15 protein-coding genes are annotated in these 20071 nt (G+C 37.5%); 8 read left to right on the forward strand and 7 right to left on the reverse strand.

Features of this window, described 5'->3' with window-relative positions; translation table 11 throughout:
- Positions 1–99: 99 nt before the first annotated feature.
- From AYC65_RS08865 to AYC65_RS08880, 4 genes are read right to left on the reverse strand one after another with little or no spacing between them, the layout of a single operon-like run.
- Positions 100–1290 (reverse strand): PepSY-associated TM helix domain-containing protein, encoded by a 1191-nt coding sequence (locus tag AYC65_RS08865; RefSeq protein WP_034867572.1) that lies wholly within the window; start codon positions 1288–1290, stop codon positions 100–102.
- A 55-nt stretch (positions 1291–1345) separates the two neighbouring features.
- Positions 1346–3466 (reverse strand): TonB-dependent siderophore receptor, encoded by a 2121-nt coding sequence (locus tag AYC65_RS08870; protein ID WP_034867479.1) that lies wholly within the window; start codon positions 3464–3466, stop codon positions 1346–1348.
- A 52-nt stretch (positions 3467–3518) separates the two neighbouring features.
- The gene (locus AYC65_RS08875; protein WP_034867481.1) at positions 3519–4871 is read right to left on the reverse strand and encodes an MATE family efflux transporter; all 1353 of its coding nucleotides are present in this window, start codon (positions 4869–4871) and stop codon (positions 3519–3521) included.
- A 6-nt stretch (positions 4872–4877) separates the two neighbouring features.
- Entirely contained in the window at positions 4878–5699 is an 822-nt protein-coding gene (locus tag AYC65_RS08880; RefSeq protein ID WP_052114616.1) for a siderophore-interacting protein, read from the reverse strand.
- Between the two features lie 407 nt (positions 5700–6106).
- Here AYC65_RS08880 and AYC65_RS08885 point away from each other — a divergent pair, with 407 nt between their 5' ends.
- Positions 6107–7084, forward strand: a complete 978-nt coding sequence (locus tag AYC65_RS08885) for a helix-turn-helix transcriptional regulator (RefSeq protein WP_034867483.1) — start codon at positions 6107–6109, stop codon at positions 7082–7084.
- Positions 7085–7102: 18 nt separating this feature from the next.
- Here AYC65_RS08885 and AYC65_RS08890 read toward each other — a convergent pair whose 3' ends face one another.
- Positions 7103–8089: a helix-turn-helix domain-containing protein gene (locus AYC65_RS08890; RefSeq protein WP_034867485.1), complete on the reverse strand. Its 987-nt coding sequence runs from the start codon at positions 8087–8089 to the stop codon at positions 7103–7105.
- A gap of 97 nt (positions 8090–8186) precedes the next feature.
- Between AYC65_RS08890 and AYC65_RS08895 the strand changes: the two genes are divergently transcribed.
- Both AYC65_RS08895 and AYC65_RS08900 read left to right on the forward strand, forming a co-directional pair.
- Complete coding sequence (locus AYC65_RS08895; protein ID WP_034867487.1) at positions 8187–10571, forward strand: TonB-dependent receptor; 2385 nt, start codon at positions 8187–8189, stop codon at positions 10569–10571.
- Positions 10572–10576: 5 nt separating this feature from the next.
- A complete protein-coding gene (locus AYC65_RS08900; RefSeq protein WP_034867488.1) occupies positions 10577–11746 on the forward strand; it encodes a PepSY-associated TM helix domain-containing protein in 1170 nt (389 codons plus the stop codon).
- 550 nt (positions 11747–12296) lie between these two features.
- On the opposite strand, the gene katG is transcribed toward AYC65_RS08900, so the two are convergent.
- The gene (gene katG / locus AYC65_RS08905; RefSeq protein ID WP_034867490.1) at positions 12297–14507 is read right to left on the reverse strand and encodes a catalase/peroxidase HPI; all 2211 of its coding nucleotides are present in this window, start codon (positions 14505–14507) and stop codon (positions 12297–12299) included.
- A 337-nt stretch (positions 14508–14844) separates the two neighbouring features.
- On the opposite strand from katG, the gene AYC65_RS08910 reads away from it, so the two are divergent.
- The 4 genes from AYC65_RS08910 to AYC65_RS08925 all read left to right on the forward strand — a co-directional run bounded on the left by AYC65_RS08910 (position 14845) and on the right by AYC65_RS08925 (position 18098).
- Positions 14845–15384 carry a hypothetical protein gene (locus AYC65_RS08910; RefSeq protein ID WP_045179847.1) on the forward strand — a complete coding sequence of 180 codons (540 nt, stop codon included), beginning with the start codon at positions 14845–14847 and terminating at the stop codon, positions 15382–15384.
- Positions 15385–15394: 10 nt separating this feature from the next.
- Positions 15395–16171, forward strand: coding sequence for a hypothetical protein (locus AYC65_RS08915; protein WP_034867492.1), 777 nt, complete (start codon positions 15395–15397; stop codon positions 16169–16171).
- Positions 16172–16292: 121 nt separating this feature from the next.
- Positions 16293–16718 (forward strand): hypothetical protein, encoded by a 426-nt coding sequence (locus tag AYC65_RS08920; RefSeq protein WP_034867494.1) that lies wholly within the window; start codon positions 16293–16295, stop codon positions 16716–16718.
- Between the two features lie 171 nt (positions 16719–16889).
- A complete protein-coding gene (locus tag AYC65_RS08925; protein WP_078674538.1) occupies positions 16890–18098 on the forward strand; it encodes a GTP-binding protein in 1209 nt (402 codons plus the stop codon).
- A gap of 147 nt (positions 18099–18245) precedes the next feature.
- On the opposite strand, the gene AYC65_RS08930 is transcribed toward AYC65_RS08925, so the two are convergent.
- Positions 18246–18986 carry an SDR family NAD(P)-dependent oxidoreductase gene (locus tag AYC65_RS08930; RefSeq protein WP_034867495.1) on the reverse strand — a complete coding sequence of 247 codons (741 nt, stop codon included), beginning with the start codon at positions 18984–18986 and terminating at the stop codon, positions 18246–18248.
- A 124-nt stretch (positions 18987–19110) separates the two neighbouring features.
- Here AYC65_RS08930 and AYC65_RS08935 point away from each other — a divergent pair, with 124 nt between their 5' ends.
- Positions 19111–20025, forward strand: a complete 915-nt coding sequence (locus AYC65_RS08935) for a helix-turn-helix domain-containing protein (RefSeq protein WP_034867496.1) — start codon at positions 19111–19113, stop codon at positions 20023–20025.
- Positions 20026–20071 lie beyond the last annotated feature (46 nt).

The raw sequence follows: 20071 nt of genomic DNA on the forward strand, positions 1-20071 counted from the left end.
TCTTCTTTGCAATTTACAAAAAAGCCGGGAGAAATTTCTCCCGGCCAGAACTGTATTAAGTGGTTTTAATATGGCATTTAATTCTGAAAAACTGATCAATTATTTAACAACAGCAACGGGCTTTTTCTTATTCCGTCTCCCCCACCATATAAGAACACCTGTAATAGGTAAGCTGGAACAGATAATTCCTACAATAAAAGTTATTGTCTTCCCGATATAACCACCCCAATACCCTACATGCAGGTCGAAATTGGTATGTTCTATTTTTTCATGGTTTTCTAATATTTCAGGCATTTCTATTTCATTTCCGGTATACCTGTTCAGATTAATATCATGTGCGTCAACTGCACTTTTCAGCCCTATAAACTTTCCGACCAAAATAGAATAAGTTGTAGAATCATCACCACCGAAGAAACTCACCCTTACCTGGTTGTTTTCCGGATGCCTTACCCTTGTAATATCTATAGCGTCCTGCATTGTTATAAAATCTTTTCCTTCCACAAAGGCAGGTTCATATTTTTTAGACAGCTTTCGGGCTTCAACGGCAGGTACACCACCAAAGGTTTTCTGTGTAAAGCTTTCCAATACTTCGTAAGCCATAATAAGTCCCGTAATGGTAACAAATATGGCCGGAATAACAACATAGAAGCCTAGCACATTATGTAAATCGTAATTGCGTCGCTTCCACTTTACACCTCTTTTAAATTTGAATGATGAAGTTCTTGTTGCTTTAGTCCATTTCTGTGGCCACCAAAGAATAAGACCGCCTACAAGCTGAATAAAAAATATAATAGAAGCGATTCCTACTACTGTTTTTCCAAATCCACCCAGCAGCAATTGGCTATGGATATGAGCGACAACATAAAAGAAACGGTATGCCGTCGTACTTCCTATTTCCTTTCCGTTATAAGGATTAACATAAGTATAGGAAAATCCGCCTCTTTTAATTCCGGAAGCAATCCGGAAACTTCTTTCAGGGTCCTTATATTCATCAATATAGAAAGCTTTTCTTCCTTCTTCTTTATGTCTTGTATTAAACTGTGCGATTAATACATCGGCATCTATTTTCTGCTGCCCTTCTCTGTACTCTATATATTTATCGCTGCCAGCAACCAGATCGATAATCTCGTCACAGAAAACAAATAAAGTTCCTGAGAGTACAACAACAAAAACAATTAAACCGGATATCAGCCCCAGCCATAAATGCAGCCATCCTGTAATTTTTTTTACTAATGTTTTTCCTCTTTTTTTGTGATGTTTCGTTTGTAGTTTATGTAAGTCTTTGTCCATACTGAAATAAAAACCGAAACCTATTGGCAATCAACAGGCTTCGGAAAAGTAAAATTTAAAATTTAAAAGAAAAGTTAGCCAGTATCTCCCTTGGCTTCTGGGGTTGTCCATAGAAATTCCAATAGGTGGTATTGCTTACATTATTCAGCTTCAACCCAACTCTGTATCTGGACCTGTCATAGAATATTGTAGCTCCTAGATTAACATAGGAAGGAACTAAATATCCCGATACATAATCCAATTTGGTTTTATCTACAAAATTGGCACCTATACCCAATCCTAAACCTTCCACAGCACCACTCTGGAACTTATAACTTGCCCAAAGGTTTCCGACATGCTTAGGGGTCCATATTAGTCTTTTACCATCATTTGCACTTCTGTCCTGTAATTTGTTATCATTGTAACCATATCCGGCAATAATATTAAGCCCGGCAACAGGATTCACAATTACCTCAGCATCTATACCACGGCTCATGGTTTTTCCGTCCTGATAACTTCCGATACCATCCGGAGTAGCAATAAGCCTGTTCGTAACTCTAAGATCATAGTAACTGATTGTTGCCAAAAGCTTTTTATTTAGTACATCGAATTTAGCCCCGAACTCAAACTGGTTCCCCTTTTCAGGAGCCCACTTTTCCATGACACCATTCTGGTTTAGTGAAGGTGCATTGTAAGTGAATCCGTTTACATAGTTGGCAAATGCTGAAATTTTATCTTTAACGACTTCATACACCACACCAAACTTTGGAGAAAATGCTGATTTTGAAAATTCGGTTTTGGTATTCTTCACTCCATTTTCCAGGCTTGGATCACTATTATAATAATCCCATCTCAAACTTCCCATTACATGTAAGTTTGGAGTAACATCCAGTACATCGGATACATATCCACTAATCGTACTAAAAGTATCAGTTTGGTTATTAGTAGCTGTTCTCTCTAGTTTATTGACTCCACTTCTGGAAATTCCCTGCCATGCAGTTGTATCGTCTAATTTTACCTGATCATAAACCGCGAATACGTTATTCTTGAACATCGGGTATTGATTTTTGGAATCCTGTAGAAAATAGTCAATTCCGACAACCATTCTGTTTCTTAGCTTTCCGATCTTGAAATCACCAACAAAGTTCTGCTGGATATTATTGGTAGTAATTTTATACATATCGAAGGGTCTGATCCCTCTTCTTACCGTATTATTATCCAGATAAGTCAATACCAGGAAAATAGATTCATTTTCTACAGATTCTCCCCTTTGGAATGAAGTTCTGGAAGTCCATTGATCATTGATCTTATATTCGACCTCTGCCATGGTATTGAAGACATTTCTCCGGGATCCGATATCGTTACTTGTAAACGAGCGGTCATGTACACTGGTAAGATCTTTAAGCGATTTTATAGTAAGAACGCCGGAGTTTCTTACAAATGCATTCATCGTTTTATAAGGAGCGTAATAATCGGCATCAAAGCTTATCTTCAAACGATCTGATACTTTATATACAACGCTTCCTGCAAAGAAGGTTCCTTTGCTAAATCCTGCATCCTGAAAAGAATCCTGAGAGAAGGTTGCAAAGTTAAATCTGGCCAAAGCTGTTTTTTCTTTATTCAGAGGAGTATTTACATCAGCAGTCACCCTGTTCATTCCCCAGCTACCTGTGGTATAGGTTATCAATCCTCCGAATCTTTCCTGTGGCTTTTTGGTAATGATATTTACTACCCCGCCATACTTGGCCATGGTTCCTCCGAACAAAGTTCCGGAAGGTCCTTTTACCACTTCTATTCTTTCAATATTGCTAATTTCTGTTTGTGTTCTTGGGTTTATGGCAAGACCATTCCTAAAACTGGCATTACTTGTAAATCCTCTTAGGAAAATATCGTTTCCGCTATCATTAACTCCGTTATTAACTACCACTCCCGGAACAGTCGCTACTGCGGTATTGAAGTCTATTGCTGTAGTCTCACTAATCAGTTCCTTCGGTACCACACTATAAACCGTTGGGTTCTCCAGGTTCTCCAAAGGGAGCCTTGCAACAGTTTCGGATTTTTTGGTTCTAAAGCTTTTTGTTCCCTGAAGACTCACTTCCTGAATCGTTCCTACACTTGTCGTATCGGTTTTCGTATGCTGGGCATAGAAGAACAATGGCGCTACCAACACCGACAAATGGGTAATTCTCTTAATCATAATATATCTGTTTCTTTAAAAAATAATAGTTGTAGTGTTATGAGACCTGTGGTCAGGCTGCTCTTAAATTCATTTTCAATCTTTTTGAACTTTTATAAACAGCAAAAAGAATCATAAAAAATACCAGCCAGTCGATTCCTGCACAAGCAACATAGATGCTTCTGACCCCGAAGAAACGCGGAACAATAAGTAAAACCGGGATATAAAAGACAAGCTGACGCAATATGCTGATCTGCGTGGCTGGTTTTGCATTTTCTATTGAAGGAAACCATACAAGCGCCATAAAAGTAAATGGCAATACAAGAAGGACGCTCATATAAATTCTGAAATCTGTAAGCTGTACAGCAGTAAGCTTCATCGAAGGGAGCATTACTGATAGTACATCTGCCGGGAAAAACATAATAAAAAGCCAGAACGGAATCAGAATACATAATCCCGTGACTGAAAACAAACGGTAAGAGGAAATTGTACGTTTGTATTTACCGGCTCCGTAATTCATCCCCGCAACGGGCTGCAATGCCCGCATAAGTCCCCATAACGGAGTATTAAGCAGTATATAAAATCTGTTGACGGCTGTAAAGAAGGTGATGTCTTCGTCTGTGCCGTATTTTGCAAATACATTGAAGATGACAATATTCTGAACCACAATCATCACCATCATAATAAAGCCAGGCATTCCCAGGGACATTGTTTCTTTAATAATCGCTTTGTCCGGTGTCCACGACCAGAATCTGGAACTGAAAGAGGCTTTATTTCCGGCATAATACCAGACTCCTAGAACGGAATAGATAATCATGGATATATTAGTTGCCCATGCTGCACCAGCTACACCCCACCCCAATGTATCTATAAAAACAGGTTTCAGTATAACGTCTACCACCAGACCAACGGCAATCATCCAAGCAGCGGTTTTCATACGGCCTTCGGCACGAATAATCATATTTAGAGCTAATCCGTAAATCCAGAAAAAAGTTCCCAGAATAGTCGCCCTAAAATATTCTGCTGCCAGGACTCCTATCTCGCCTCTGCCGCCCATCATATACACCAGATCTTTAGCGAAAATATAACAGGGAATTGTTACCAATACAGAGAATAAAATAGCCAGAAAATTAACAGTCCCTAAGGATTTATTCAGCCTATCCTGATCTCCGGCTCCTATCCAAATACTAATCGCAGATCCTATTCCCGTACCAATAAGAGTTCCGAATCCCTGTGCAAACTGTGAAAGTGGATAAGCAATCCCAACAGCAGCTAATGCAGTATTGCTGATAAGATGTCCTACAAAAATTCCGTCCAGAAAATTATTGAGCCCATACAATACCATAGCGATTACTGCCGGCCATGACATCTGCCACATTACAGAGGGCAGCTTGGAATGCAATATGATAGACCTTTGCTGATTCATTGTAATTTATTGTATTGAATCTTTCTCCTTATGTCTCTCTATAGCGCTTTTGTCTTCAGCTACACCCGATTTCCAGTAGGAATAGGCATAAAGCTGCTGTTGTTTCCATTGCCTTTCTTTTCTAAGATAGGTTCGTATTTCTTTTACTGAGCTGAATTCAGCAGCTACATATCCGAAATGCTGACCTTCCTGAAAATCCTGTTGTTTTACAACTTCCGGCAGTAAACTGCCTTTCTGTGGATTTTTGTTATATATCCAGATAAATTCTATATCTGCACGAGTATCTATTTTATGCTCATCTTCCTTTCCGTGAACTTCAATAATACAAACACCTTTAGCACTTTCAGGCAAATCTTCCAGAATAGTACTCAGTACTGGTATTGCTGTTGCATCTCCAGCCAAAAGGTACCAGTCGGCCTGCACATACAGCTCTGTTTTTCCATCATGCATCAGTACCCCTAATACATCTCCTTTTTCCGCTTTTGCTGCCCATGCAGATGCCGGACCTTCGTCACCATGCGCCACAAAATCTATCCAGATTTCCTGGTTTTGTGTATCAATCCCTCTGTGGGTATAAGTGCGGATAAAAGGACGTATATCATCTGGCTGAGGCTTCCATTTCATGGCTTCATAGTCATATTCCGGAAAGTGAATTTCCCGAAGCCCTGCAGGTGGAATAAGAATTTTGTTGTTGACACCAATAGTGGTATTTGTAAATGCGTTTATATTATCACCCGTAAGATATACTCTTATGTAGTGCGGTGTGATATACTCCTTTCTGCTTACCCTTAGTTGTTCTCTAATCGTTTTGAACTCTTGTTTCTTCATTGTACATTTTTTAATTGTGTTAAAAAATCGGAGCTATATATTCTGTTTTTTATTGACTTTGTTACAGAAAACACAAGTTTTATTTTTCAGCTATTCCTAAGTTTTGAATAATAAAATTGATGTCATGCTGAGCTTTTCCGAAAGAAAAAAGTTGAAACATTGTCAATTTTATTTCATAGCTTAGTTTTCGGTACGATTTTGTCTCCAAAATCACCCAGACTGACAATCTGATATGAAGAACTTATCTATACCGAACTGAGTTTATGATAATAATCTTTCCTTTTCTGTTTTTATTTAGATTAATTATAAATAACTTTGCAAAACTAAAGCTTTCCTTTTCGCAGGATGTTTCAATAACGGAGTAAAAACTCCGCAAAAAGGAGTTTTACACCAGAATTGCAGATAATATGAGAACACTACTTCACCATAGGGACTTACCAGATCTTTCCATAAAAAAGGAGTTTAATTCCACAGGAACAACACTGAGTGAAAACATCAGCTATATAAACCATTCTTTTATCCGCGGATCATATCGAGAAATTTCCTTTGACGGAATACATATTGGATATGGAGATCTTCAACTGGGACGGCCAGCTCTTATACGCTTTGAAGCGGAGACGGAAAGCGTAGAGCTTCATTTTGCACTGCAGGGAAATAGTACAGCATCTATAAAAGGAGAGAGTGAAGACATCAGCTTTGCACCTTATCATCATAATATTATGTATGCCAATCAGATGAAAGGGCATTTCTTATGGGATAAGGGCAATATTCAGATCTTTGAAATAAACTTTTTACCCTCATTCTTCAAGAAATATCTTCCGGACGATTCAACATTATTTGAACGTTTCAGAGCAATGATGGATAAAGGAAATATGCAGCTTATGCTGCCACAGCATTTTATGATAACCCCGGAAATGCATTATACCATTCGGGAAATATTAAGTTGCAAACGCACAGGAATTTATAAAAAAATGTTTCTGGAAGCCAGAACTATTGAGCTTTTGCTTTTACAGCTGGAACAGATCAATACACCGGATGACCAGATTAGCCTTTCTAAATCTGATTGTGAAAAAATGTATGCTATACGGGATTTTATCGAGCAGCATATTGCGGAAACTCATTCACTTATAGACCTTGCCCACAGATTTGGGACAAATGAATATGCACTAAAGAAAGGATTCAAAGAAGTTTTTAACACTACTGTTTTCAACTATTGGAGCAGTCTTAAAATGCAGAATGCAAAAAAACTGATTCTGGAAGAATCTCTCCATATAAACGAAATAGCAATGACTGTAGGCTACAAAAACCCAAGGCATTTTTCTACAGCTTTCAAAAAACACTTTGGCCAGACACCTACCGAACTGAAAAACTTTATGAAAAGATAAGGCTGCTTCTGAAGTAAATTAGTTCCTTCGGTAATAACTAGGCCCTACTCCCACTTCATTTTTAAAAGCTACACTAAAAGAAGACGGTGATCCGTATCCTAAATGGTAGGCAATTTCTTTGATTGACAATTCTGAATTTTTAAGTAAATGCAGTGCTTCCTTCATTCTGAGTTTAGAGGCATAATGAAAAACACCATCCCCGAATAGCTCTTTAAAACCATTCTTTAACTTAAACTCATTAATACCAAATCTTAGGGAAAGTTGTTCGATGGTATAAAATGATTTCAGATTATCTTCTATAAATGCTTTTATTTCTAATAACTTCTGGGTCTCACTTTGACTAATATTATATTTATTGTTCCCGGTATCTTCCTCCGGCTGATTTTTAGCAAATTCGAAAATAAGAAGCAGCAGACTCAGGATTCTGCTTTTTATGTAATAATCTCTGTAAAATCCTTCCAGATCACATCTTTTTATTTCCAATAAAATGCTCATCATTTGTGGTGTAATAGGAAGCCCTTCCGGAAAGAGGCTTGCAGATACTTCCATATCTATTTTCTCTATAAACTTTTGGAGGACATTGTTACTTTCTGCCAGTTTATGAAAATAATCCCGTGATACATAAATATCCAAATGTTTGTAACAGATATCTTTTTTAAAATAAATCTCGATATCAGCATACCCCGGTGTAAAGTAAATGTAATGATGCAGTAATTTATAAGTTCCTGGATTTCCGTTTACTTTATCTTTTATCATCTCTGCACCTTCTAAGAAAAAAGCCAGTTCTATGTACTTCGCTTTTTCTATACGGAATTTCATTGTATAGTCGGTGTTGTAGGAAGAAACATATTCTTTTATCAAAAATTCGTCTCCGTTATATAAAGTAAGTGATTCAAAATTTCCAATATCATTTATGAAAACTTCATGCCTGTGCCCTGCATTATCTTCTGCGAAGAAATCCAAAATCTGCCTTGCTATTATATCTTCCTGTTCTCCTTCTCCCAAAATAAAATGTATTTATCCTATACTCAAAAGTTTTTCAGAGTATCAACAACTAATTTTGCCGCTGTAAATTTAATTAAACTAATTCTAAATAACAACTATGCATAAGAAGAAGATCCTTTTATCCGCACTGTTTTTCCCAGCCATTATATGGGCGCAAAATAGTGCACAGATTACAGGGAAAGTGGTTAATTCGGATAAGAAACCGGTACCGTCCCTGAAAGTGATTTTGAATAATGGTGAAGCCGAAACCGTTACTGATGAAAATGGTATTTATCATTTTAATAATATACCTGCCGGCAATTATACGCTGAAAGTAGATGATCCGGAAGTAACAAAAACGTATTCATTTACACTGAAGGAAAATGAGCAATTGACTTATAACTTTGTACAAACCAGCAGTGCATACCAGATCCAGACTGTAAATGTAGTGGCCAACCGCAAAACAATACCTTCGTCTACATTAAGACTGGGAGAAAACCTTCTGGTAACTCCACAGAATATACAGGTCATAGACCAGCGACTACTCAACGATCAGCAGATATTAACTACCGCCGAAGGATTAAGCCGTAATGTAAGTGGCGTGCGTACCATTACCCACCAGGAGGAAGGCAGCGTAGGTATTGCTGTGCGTGGTTTCTCTGCCTCTAACCTGCGTAACGGTATGGATGTAAGCGGAAGCTTTGGCCCGCTAAGAGAAGATATGTCTTTTGTAGACCGTGTAGAATTTGTAAAAGGTCCTGCAGGATTTATGATGGGTAATACACAGCCTGGCGGCTTTTACAATATTGTAACCAAAAAGCCTGTTGGCCGTGAGAAAGGAAATGTTCAGCTGACTTTAGGAAGCTTTAATCTTTACAGAGCAGCAGCAGATATAGAAAAAAAACTAAGCAAAGACGGAAGGTTCTGGGGAAGACTAAACCTGATGGGATCTAAGAACGGATCGTTCCAGCAATATGTGGAACATGAACAATATGTCATTAATCCGTCCTTTAAATATCTCATTTCAGACAACACCAACGTCACATTTGAATATATTCTTTCCCAGAATAACTTCCAGGGTGGTTTTGCAAAATATGCATACGGCATAGACGGATTTAAAGATGTGAAGAGATCATTCACATTCTCGGATCCTATTATTGATCCTACCCGTGCATGGGAACATAATATCTATGGAACCATTAATCACAACTTTAACGATAACTGGCTTATTACCGGTCAGTTTGGGTATATCCGTTCCCAGATGCAAGGTGAATCGCTGTATGCGAATTACAATGACATCACACTGGCGGATGATCCTAAAACCGGAAGAAAAAAAGGAGATACAAACCGCGGAATCAGTATCAATGACGCCCTGAATACCTCAACTATAGGCCAGGTATTTACAAGAGGTAAATTCGATACCGGAAATATCAACCACAACATACTGGCAGGGATTGATATGGGTAAAAAGTTTTATGTAGCCGACTGGTCTGTATTACCACAAAATGTAGGTCCGGTATTCAATATCTACAATCCGGTTTATGGTAATCTGAAGAAATCTGATCTTCCGGTTTACGACCGCTCCAAATCACTTCGTGAACGTGGCGCCAATTATCTGAATGATTACTCTTATACCTCCTTCCACCTTCAGGATGAAGCCCGATTTTTAGAAAACAAACTCCGGGTTGCTGCCGGTTTCCGTTATACTTCTACCGTAAAAACGAGTGCTGCAGAAAAAGGAGCTGAGGTTAAGAATTCAGCGGTTACACCACGTTTCAGTGTAACAGGCCTTTTAACGCCTACTTTCACTGTATATGCTTTGTATGATGAGAATTTCCAGGAACAGACCGGAAAACTCGTAAACGGAGGTTCCGCAGATCCTTCTTATGGAAAAAACAAAGAGATTGGCTTGAAAAAGACCTGGTTTGGCGGACAGTTAATGACCAACCTTACCTTCTATCACCTGACAAAAACCAATATATTAACTGCTGCAGGTATACAGTTTCCGGGACTTTCCGAACAAACCGGAAAAGCCACATCAAAAGGTATTGAGTTTGATTTAAACGGAAATATTGGAAAAAACTGGAGTATCTTATTCAACTATGCTTATACAGATGCTAAGATAACTGAAGATAATGATGCCAAAAAAATTGGCAGCATGTTATACGGAACTGCAAAACATATTACCAATGCATGGATAAAATATACTATTGCTGAAGGAGATCTGCAGGGATTAGGTTTCTCATTTGGTTATGAATATCAGGCAAAAAGAGCAGCATGGCCGGTTGTATTAGGCAAACCTTACCTTCCAGATGATTATTTTACTTTAGACCTTGGTGTATCCTATAAAAGAGATAACTACCAGCTTTCTTTCCTTGTTAATAACATTACAGACCGCTACAATTATGTAGGGTTCTTTCCGGGAGCATGGGGTTATACGCATTACGGATGGAGAGCAACTAATCCTATAAATTTCAGACTGAATCTTTCTTATAATTTCTAATCTGAATGAATACAGGAAAGACTAAGCCCAAAAAGAAACATAACAGAAGCTTATTCTACAGAATTTCGGCCTGGCTACATTTGTGGCTGGGCCTGGCTTCTGGTATTGTTATTGTCATTATTTGTCTGACCGGACTTACCTGGTCTTTCAAGGATGAAATAACAGACTGGCTGCATCCCGAATTACAGTCGGACTATATAGAAGGAAAAGCAATGTTGAATCCTTCGGCACTCTATCAAAAGGCAAAAAAACTCTACCCTGATCAGGAACCTTCCTATATCTGGCGTCCTACAGGAAAAGCTGTAATGGTAGGTTATGGAAAGAGAAACCCAGGCTATGTACTTTATCTGGATCCCTATACCGGAGCTGTTGTTCAGAAGCCTAGCTTTAAAGAAGAATTTGATTTCTTCGAATGGACATTAAACGGACATCGCTATCTATGGCTGCCCTCGGAAATTGGCCGTCCGATTATCAACTACTCTACTTTCATATTTTTCATTACACTGTTTACCGGATTGGTACTCTGGTGGCCAAGAAAATGGACTAAAGCTATGCGCAAGCAAAGCTTTTTGGTAAAATGGGATGCCAAAACCAAGCGACTGAACTATGATCTGCACAATGTATTTGGGTTTTATGCTATGGTTATTTTACTAGTTGTTGCGATGACGGGAATGTATTATGGACTTCCATGGTTCAACAAATTCCTGTATTTTACAACCTCACTTGGGAAGACACAGAAAAAAGAGCGGCGGGAACTGAAAAATACAGCTCCCTTTCAACCTGAGAAATTATCCGAATCTGTGCATACAGCCTGGGAAGATGCGGCTAAGAAGACCAAAGCTAAAGGTTATTATCTTTCTATACCACAAGACTCTACTGAGACTATAAGTTTGTTTTTGTATCCTTCGCACCGCCAGTTTTACAACCTTCAGAATTATAGCTACGACCGCAATTCAGGAGCTGCATTATCAGGAAGTTCAACCCATGCACAGTTATTTGAAAAAGCTGACTTTGCAACCAAGGTAAGGAAACTCAATTATGATCTGCATGTCGGATCTGCATTGGGCGGAATATGGGGTCGGATATTGTATTTTTTTATTACCATTATCGGAGCATCACTTCCTGTTACAGGGTTTCTGGTCTGGTGGTTCAAGAAAAAGAAAAAATCAACTTGATTTAATAACCATAAAAGTGACAAAAGCTTTGGAACTTAACTAATGTTTTTAAGGCCACAAAAAATTAATTTTACCATTTAGGTATTAAGAGATTTAAGCTGATTGACAGATACGGAATTATCCTCGTATCATCCCGGATAGTTCAACTGATATAATAAAACCTCATAGGTTTATAGAATGATAAATTTTAAATGTCAAAAAGTTAAAGAAGAAAATCATTTTACCATTTAGGTATTAAGAGATTTAAGTTGGTTGATCGATGTGGAATTATCATCAACTCATTTCGGATAGTTCCGGCGATACAATAAAACCTCATAGGTTTATAGAATAATAAATTTTAAATGCCAAAAGTTAAAGAAGAAAATCATTTTACCATTTAGATATTAAGAGATTTAAGTTGGTTGATCGATGTGGAATTATCATCAACTCATTTCGGATAGTTCCGGTGATACAATAAAACCCCATAGGTTTTAAAAGCCTATGGGGTTTATATAAATACCTACTTCAGATTTAATCTGAAGTAGTGTTTTATTGAAATCTTTATCAAATATTACTTCAAGTCGAAACGGTCAAGATTCATTACTTTACTCCAAGCAGAGACAAAATCTTTCAGGAATTTCTCATGAGCATCCTGGCTGGCATAAACTTCAGCAATAGCTCTTAGTTCTGAATGAGATCCAAAAACAAGATCGGCACGTGTAGCACTCCATTTTGCATTGCCGGTCTTGCGGTCTCTGCCCTCATATACTTCCTGAGCATCACCTGTTGCATTCCATACTATATCCATATCCAAAAGGTTGATAAAGAAATCATTGGTTAATGCACCTTCTTTATCTGTAAATACGCCATAATTCGAAGCATTATAGTTGGTATTCAGTACGCGCAATCCTCCTACTAATACAGCAAGTTCAGGTGCAGTAAGCGTTAGTAATTGTGCTCTGTCTACCAAAAACTCCTCTGTTGAAGTCGTGGACTTCCCTCTTCTGTAATTACGGAATCCATCTGCATAAGGCTCTAAATAGGAGAAAGATTCTACATCAGTCTGCTCTTGTGATGCATCCATACGTCCCGCAGTAAACGGAACATTTACTGTCACACCTGCATTTTGCGCTGCTTTTTCTACACCAGCATTTCCAGCCAGAACAATAAGGTCTGCTAATGAAACTTTTTTACCACCAGTTTGTGCTGCATTAAACTCTTTCTGAATACCTTCCAGGACTTCCAGGACTTTGGATAACTGTTCCGGATTGTTTACCGCCCAGCTTCTTTGTGGCTCCAGACGGATACGTGCACCATTTGCACCTCCTCTTTTATCTGATCCGCGGAATGTGGAAGCTGATGCCCATGCTGTAGATACCAGTTCGGAAACTGATAATCCGGATTCTGATATTTTATTTTTTAATTGTGCCTCATCCTGAGCATCGATCAGCTGATGATCTACTGCCGGAATAGGATCCTGCCAGATTTCATCTTCTGTAGGAACTTCTGGTCCAAGGTATCTTGATTTTGGCCCCATATCACGGTGAACCAGTTTGAACCATGCTTTAGCAAAAGCTTCTGCCAGCTCATCCGGATTTTCATAGAAACGTCTGGATATTTTCTCATAAATAGGATCAAATCTTAATGAAAGGTCAGTTGTAAGCATATAAGCCGGACCTTTTTTCTCAGCATCAAAAGCATTCGGGATAATATCTCCTGCATCTTTTGCAATCCACTGGTGTGCACCCGCCGGACTTTTTGTTAGTTCCCATTCATAACGGAATAAGTGATCGAAGAAGTCATTGCTCCACTTCGTAGGAGTTTTCGTCCAGGTAACTTCCAGACCGCTGGTAATAGCATCTGCTCCGGAACCTGTTCCAAATTTACTAGCCCAACCTAATCCCTGAGCTTCAATTCCGGATCCTTCAGGCTCAGCACCTACTAGTGCTGCATCTCCGGCACCATGGGTTTTTCCAAATGTATGTCCACCAGCGATTAAGGCTACAGTTTCTTCATCATTCATTCCCATACGGCCAAATGTATCACGGATATCTTTAGCAGCTGCCAGCGGATCTGGTTTTCCTTCCGGCCCTTCAGGGTTTACATAGATAAGTCCCATTGTAGTTGCCGCCAGCGGATCTTCAAGATCACGATCTCCTGTATATCTTTTATCTGTTCCCAGCCAGGTTTTCTCATCTCCCCAGTATACGTCTTTATCGGCTTCCCATACATCTGTACGACCACCGCCAAATCCTTTGGTTTGTAATCCCATAGATTCCAAAGCAACGTTACCCGTAAGGATTAGTAAATCTGCCCATGAGATTTTCTTTCCATATTTTTGCTTGATAGGCCATAGTAAACGACGAGCTTTATCTAAGCTTACATTATCCGGCCAGCTGTTAAGCGGGGCAAAACGCTGTTGCCCTCTTCCACCGCCGCCACGACCATCCTGAACTCTGTAAGTTCCGGCACTGTGCCATGCCATACGGATAAATAAAGGTCCATAATGGCCAAAGTCTGCTGGCCACCAATCCTGTGAGTCAGTCATCAGATCAGTAAGATCCTTTTTTACTGCAGCCAGATCCAGTTTTTTAAATTCTTCTGCATAATTGAATCCCTCATCCATCGGATCTGTCAATGAAGAATGCTGACGCAGGATATCCAGTGTTAATTGCTTAGGCCACCAGTCTTTGTTCTGGGTACCATTACTGCTTACATTTTGTTTCTCTAGTGTCCCATTGTGAAAAGGGCATTTGCTGATGTCGTTGGATTGGTTTTCCATAATTCTTTAAGTTATTCGTTACTGATTTCTATAAAGTTACCAAAATATTTTGAACTCCTGAATACACAAGAGCGAGAATTCTTGTTACAAATCTAATCAGATCATTTGCACCAAGAGCATAAAAACGAATAATCAATTTTTATAGTTTCAATAGAGTAAAACTATTAGTAATAAAATTATCAATTGCTAAAAACTATAAATAAAGACACTATGATTTATTTTAATAATGTCTAATTATGGAAAACATCAATCTATAAAAGGAAAATTGGAGTATATTGCACGCACACTAAAGATATAATAGTAAAATAAATTATCTAAACAGAATATTCATCAAATCATGTATAAATTATCATCAAATCTAAATGACTTCAATAAAGAGCAATCTTTTGAAAATACCAATCAGAAATGTATAAAGGATATTATAGAAAGTTGTCTACATAATAACTATGACGGCGTACAAATAAATAAAATACTTGCTTCATACAATATTGAAAGCATTGAACAACTAAAGCTTTATGCAATGGACTATCTATTATCTTACGCCAATAATATTCTTGATGACAATATTATTACAGATAGTGAATATTATGATTTTAGTTTTTTAAAAAAGATTTTTAGAATTAATGAGGGTGAATTTATGCAACATAAAAATTTCGCAATACGGGAAATTTTACAACAGCAATTTTTACGATTATATTCTGATAATTATATTAGTCATGATGAAGCTATACAAAGTGTACAACTACAGGGACTTTTTGATCTAAGTTATGATGAATTTGAAACTTTAAAAAAAGATGAAATTATTATGGCTTTATTAGAAGGGGCAAACCCCGAAGACTTGGATATATCTTCATTACCAAAAGGGTTTAAGCTTTAATAAGATATATATGCAAAGCAAATTAAAGCAAACATTTAAAGTTTTAGCATTGTTATCCATTATTAGCTGTAATTATAATTCACAAGATGCGACCCGTAAATTAAAGAAAAAAGACACCCTATTATACGCTATATATGATTCTGACAATATCAGTAAATCAATAATGAGTTTTACTGTTTTAGCTGATAGTTCATTCATTTTCACAAATATTGTTGAACGTCCAAATTATAATAAGACAGAGGAATTTAAAGGATTAGTTAAGATTAAAAACAATCATCTAGACTTCTTTCCATTTGAATTAGACTATAATAAATCTCAAAATGCAGAACTAAAAAATAATTATATTGATTTCGAAGGAGGTGAATTTCCTTTCAGGATGAGAATTGAGAAAACAAAAATACAATCACCGAACTATATAAATTACTCAAGATTCCCCGATATCGCTGTTTTCAAATTTATAGAAAAAGAAAATTCAGAACATTATAAAAACTATGAGATAAACAATGATGATCTTTATAAAGCAGAAGACATTCTAAAACAATGCTTCAGTGATAATAAAGACAAATTAACTAAATATTCGGATTATGTAAAACAAATTAATGCTGTAAAGAATAAGCAAAATGAAATTATTCTATTCGTACATTGTTATTGTAAATTAGATAATTTTATCAAAAAAGAATTTCGTTTAGCGCCTATTGAAATGCATGATGGTGGTACATGTAATGTTTATATAGAAATCAATTTATCAAAAAATAAATATACACATTTCCATACCGCCAGTTTCTAATTAAAATTATAGGTCCATTCCACTATCCTGATTTCTCTATCCATTTTTAAGCCTGTAGGAAAATTATACCCAACTGGCAGCAAAATTGCAGAAGACATTACACATCATTTAAAATATTGACATGAAATTATTTTCTAAAATTGCTTTATCACTATTGGTTATGAGCTCTGTCATGGCCTGTATTGGTTCGAAGCAGACGCAACAAGGAACTCTGACAAGGATAAAGAACCAGGAACAAAATTATAAGACTCAGGATTTATCTGAACTATTGAAGCAGCTCCCTGATATGAGGTCTGTAAGTACTTTTAAAGACTTTCCGCAAAAAGGAATCACAAGTCTCAGAATTGCGTTTTTAAAAGACAAAGACTTTAATCAGGAGGCCAATCTAAACAAAAATCCTGCCCACATTGTTGTCTACACAGAACAAAATCCCAATAAACCAGTGGAGATATCTGATGATAAAGGAAGTGAAGATTTGAGTATGAAGGAGGCAATCACCAAATATGGCAATCTAAAAATCACAGCTGTACATACTGTAATTCCTTAGTAACATATAGAATCTCAAACCCGGATTTGTAATAACAGCCCCAAAGGAGCTGTTTTATTTTATAAATATTTTAATTGCAACAAAGTTGCGTTAAAATGAAATATGCTATATTTGCGACTTAATTGCAATAGTCAATTTAATCATCAGCATCAATTTTTATAGCAAAACCTTATGCAGACATTAGTGAACAAATTACCGGTTACAGTTCTTAGCGGCTTTCTTGGAGCCGGAAAAACAACGTTACTCAACCATATCCTCCATAACAAAGAGGGATTGAAAGTAGCTGTTATCGTAAATGACATGAGCGAGATCAATGTAGATGCCCGTTTGGTAGAAAATGAAAACACGCTTTCCCGTACCGAGGAAAAGCTTGTAGAGATGAGCAATGGCTGCATTTGCTGTACCCTTCGGGAAGATCTGATGATTGAAGTAGAGAAACTGGCAAAGGAAAAACGTTTCGATTACCTCATTATAGAAAGTACCGGTATCAGCGAGCCAGTTCCTGTAGCTCAGACATTCTCTTTTACTGATGAAGAAACAGGAACCGATCTTTCACGCTTTAGTTATATCGACACGATGGTTACGGTAGTAGACTGTTTTAATTTTTTCAAAGACTTCGGTACTCATGAATTGCTAACTGACAGAGAATTGACAGATATGGAAGGCGATTACAGAACCATTGTCAACCTTTTAACCGATCAGATAGAGTTTGCCAATGTTATTATCCTGAACAAAACCGATATGGTAGATTCAGACACAGTTGGTCTGCTAAAAGCTACAATCCATAGATTGAATCCTGGTGCCAGAATTATTACTTCTGAATTTGGCCGGGTAAAATCAGAAGAAATTCTGAATACGGGATTATTTGATTTTGAAGAAGCACAAAACTCTGCAGGCTGGCAAAAGGAACTGGAATCAGACGGCCATACTCCGGAAACTGAAGAATATGGCATCGGATCTTTCGTATTCCGGAGTCAGAAACCATTTCACCCTGAGCGCTTCTGGAATTACCTGAACATCGACTATCCTCAGAATATAATCAGAGCCAAAGGATTATTCTGGCTGGCCTCGCGCCGGAATGATGCCCTGAATTTTTCTCAGGCCGGAGGCTCTTCCCGTCTGGAAAAAGCAGGTGTATGGTGGTGCAGTATGCCATATGCAGACAGAATACGATATACTTCTTTTGTACATAACAAAGACATCATCGAAGCCCGCTGGAGTAAACAATGGGGTGACCGACAGAATGAACTTGTCTTTATCGGTCAGGACATTGATGCAGAAAAAATAACAGCCGAACTTAATGCTTGTCTCCTTCAGGATAATGAACTCGAATTTTATGAGCATGGCAGATTTGCTGACCCATTCCCAAGAAATATTTAGAGCCTGTTTAAATTTCAATTAAAAAAAATATTAGACTTCGACAGGCTCAGTCTGACAATCCTAAAAGCAAGATATCTTGAACGAACAATGTCACTCTGAGCCTGTCGAAGAGTATTAGCAATAAATTTTAAACAGGCTTTTAATTTTTCACATCATTAACAGGCCTCCGTCCACAGAATAAGAGCTTCCGGTTATATAACCTGCATCATCCGATAATAAGAAAGCGGCGACGGAGGCAGCTTCATCCGGGCGTCCAATACGTTTGAGCAGAACGGTCTTTGCCAGTTCTTCTTCAAATTGTTTACGAAGCTCTGCAGGAAGCTTGGCTCTTAGATTTGTTTCAAAAGGTCCGGGTACCAATGTATTCACTCTTATACCACGGGGTGCTAATTCACTTGCCCAACAGCGGGCTGCAGAAAGTATTGCCGCCTTGCTGGCAGAATATAACGATACGCCAGGCTGCCCTTCATAAACCGAACTTGAAGAAGTAACCAAAACTGATCCTCCTTCTCTTATGTACGGTGCCAACAAAGCCATTTGTAACATTGGTGTAAAAACATTGATCTGAAAAATCTTTTTCAACATTTCTGTTTCCATATCTTCTATCTTCCCCCCTAAAGCAATGGCCGAATTAAGCCATAAGCCATCTATATGACCTGTTTCATTTATCAACTTTGCCAACTTTTCGGCAGAATTCTCATCTTCTGCATCATTGTAAACAATGACAGCCTCTTCTCCCAATGTTTTTGCTGCATTGCTTAAATGGCTTTCGGTTTTTCCCGTAACAATAACCTTTGCACCCTCTTCTGTCAATCTTTTTGCTCCTGCTAAGCCAATACCACTACTTCCGCCAGTAATCAGTATTCTTTTATTTTCAAACCTTTTCATTTGTATATTTTTATGAATCAAAACTACGGAGCATTCACAGCTCAGGATATATAAAATCACTTAGACAATATCGAAAATCAATCAGATCATAGTCTTTATAAAGCAGATGTTGTAAATTTCCTGAATGAAACTACCAGATAACATAGAAGATTTTTACAGAGATAAGAACCTCAAAGCTCCTTCAGATATAGACTGGCAGTCTGGATATTTTGATATTATAAAAATCACCTCATCTCTACAAAGAGAATCTCTAATCTCAGAGTTTAGTTTCTACAGAAAGAATCTATATAAAATAAAACTTATAAAAGGGCAATGTAAATGCCATTATGCAAACAGAAGTATTGATGTGAAAGGATTTGCTTTAATATTTGTAGCCCCTGCCAATCCTTTTATACTGGAAGAAGTGAATGGTATGGTTGATGAATATTTTATCGTCTTCAACGAATACTTTTTCAATAACTATGGTACAATAAACTCTTATCCGGTTTTTCAGGATCCTGAACATAGCATTTTTAACTTATCCGAAAATGAATATTCAGAATTCGAAATTTTATTGGACGATATAAAAAAGGAAGCTACATCTGAATATGAATATCGTACAGATATAATACGAAACCTGGTATACCAGTTAATACACAAAGTTCTGAAGGAGAATAAAATTCAATCTTCAAAAAATAAAGGTAATACCGCAGATCATAGAATTGCTGCATTGTTTGAAGAATTACTATCCCAGCAGTTTCCATTACATTCTTCAGCAGATCTTATCCGATTAAAAAAGCCTGTGGATTTTGCTGATAAACTGGCAATATCTATAAATCACCTGAATAAAGCTGTAAAAAGCATTTATAAAAAAACAACAACAGAAATTATAACAGAAAGAATCATGCAGGAGGCTATGATTTTATTAAAAGTTACCAACTGGTCGGTTTCAGAAATAGCTTATGCACTAGGCTACGAAACGCCTTCCAGGTTTATTCATACCTTTCGAAGGTACACGCAGCGTTCTCCCCTTCTATACAGAAAAGAATTTTTAAAATAAATAAACAAATTTACCGTTCACTATATAGTGATTTAATATACTTTTG

This window comes from Elizabethkingia bruuniana, assembly GCF_002024805.1.
GTDB classification, from domain to species: Bacteria; Bacteroidota; Bacteroidia; order Flavobacteriales; family Weeksellaceae; genus Elizabethkingia; species Elizabethkingia bruuniana.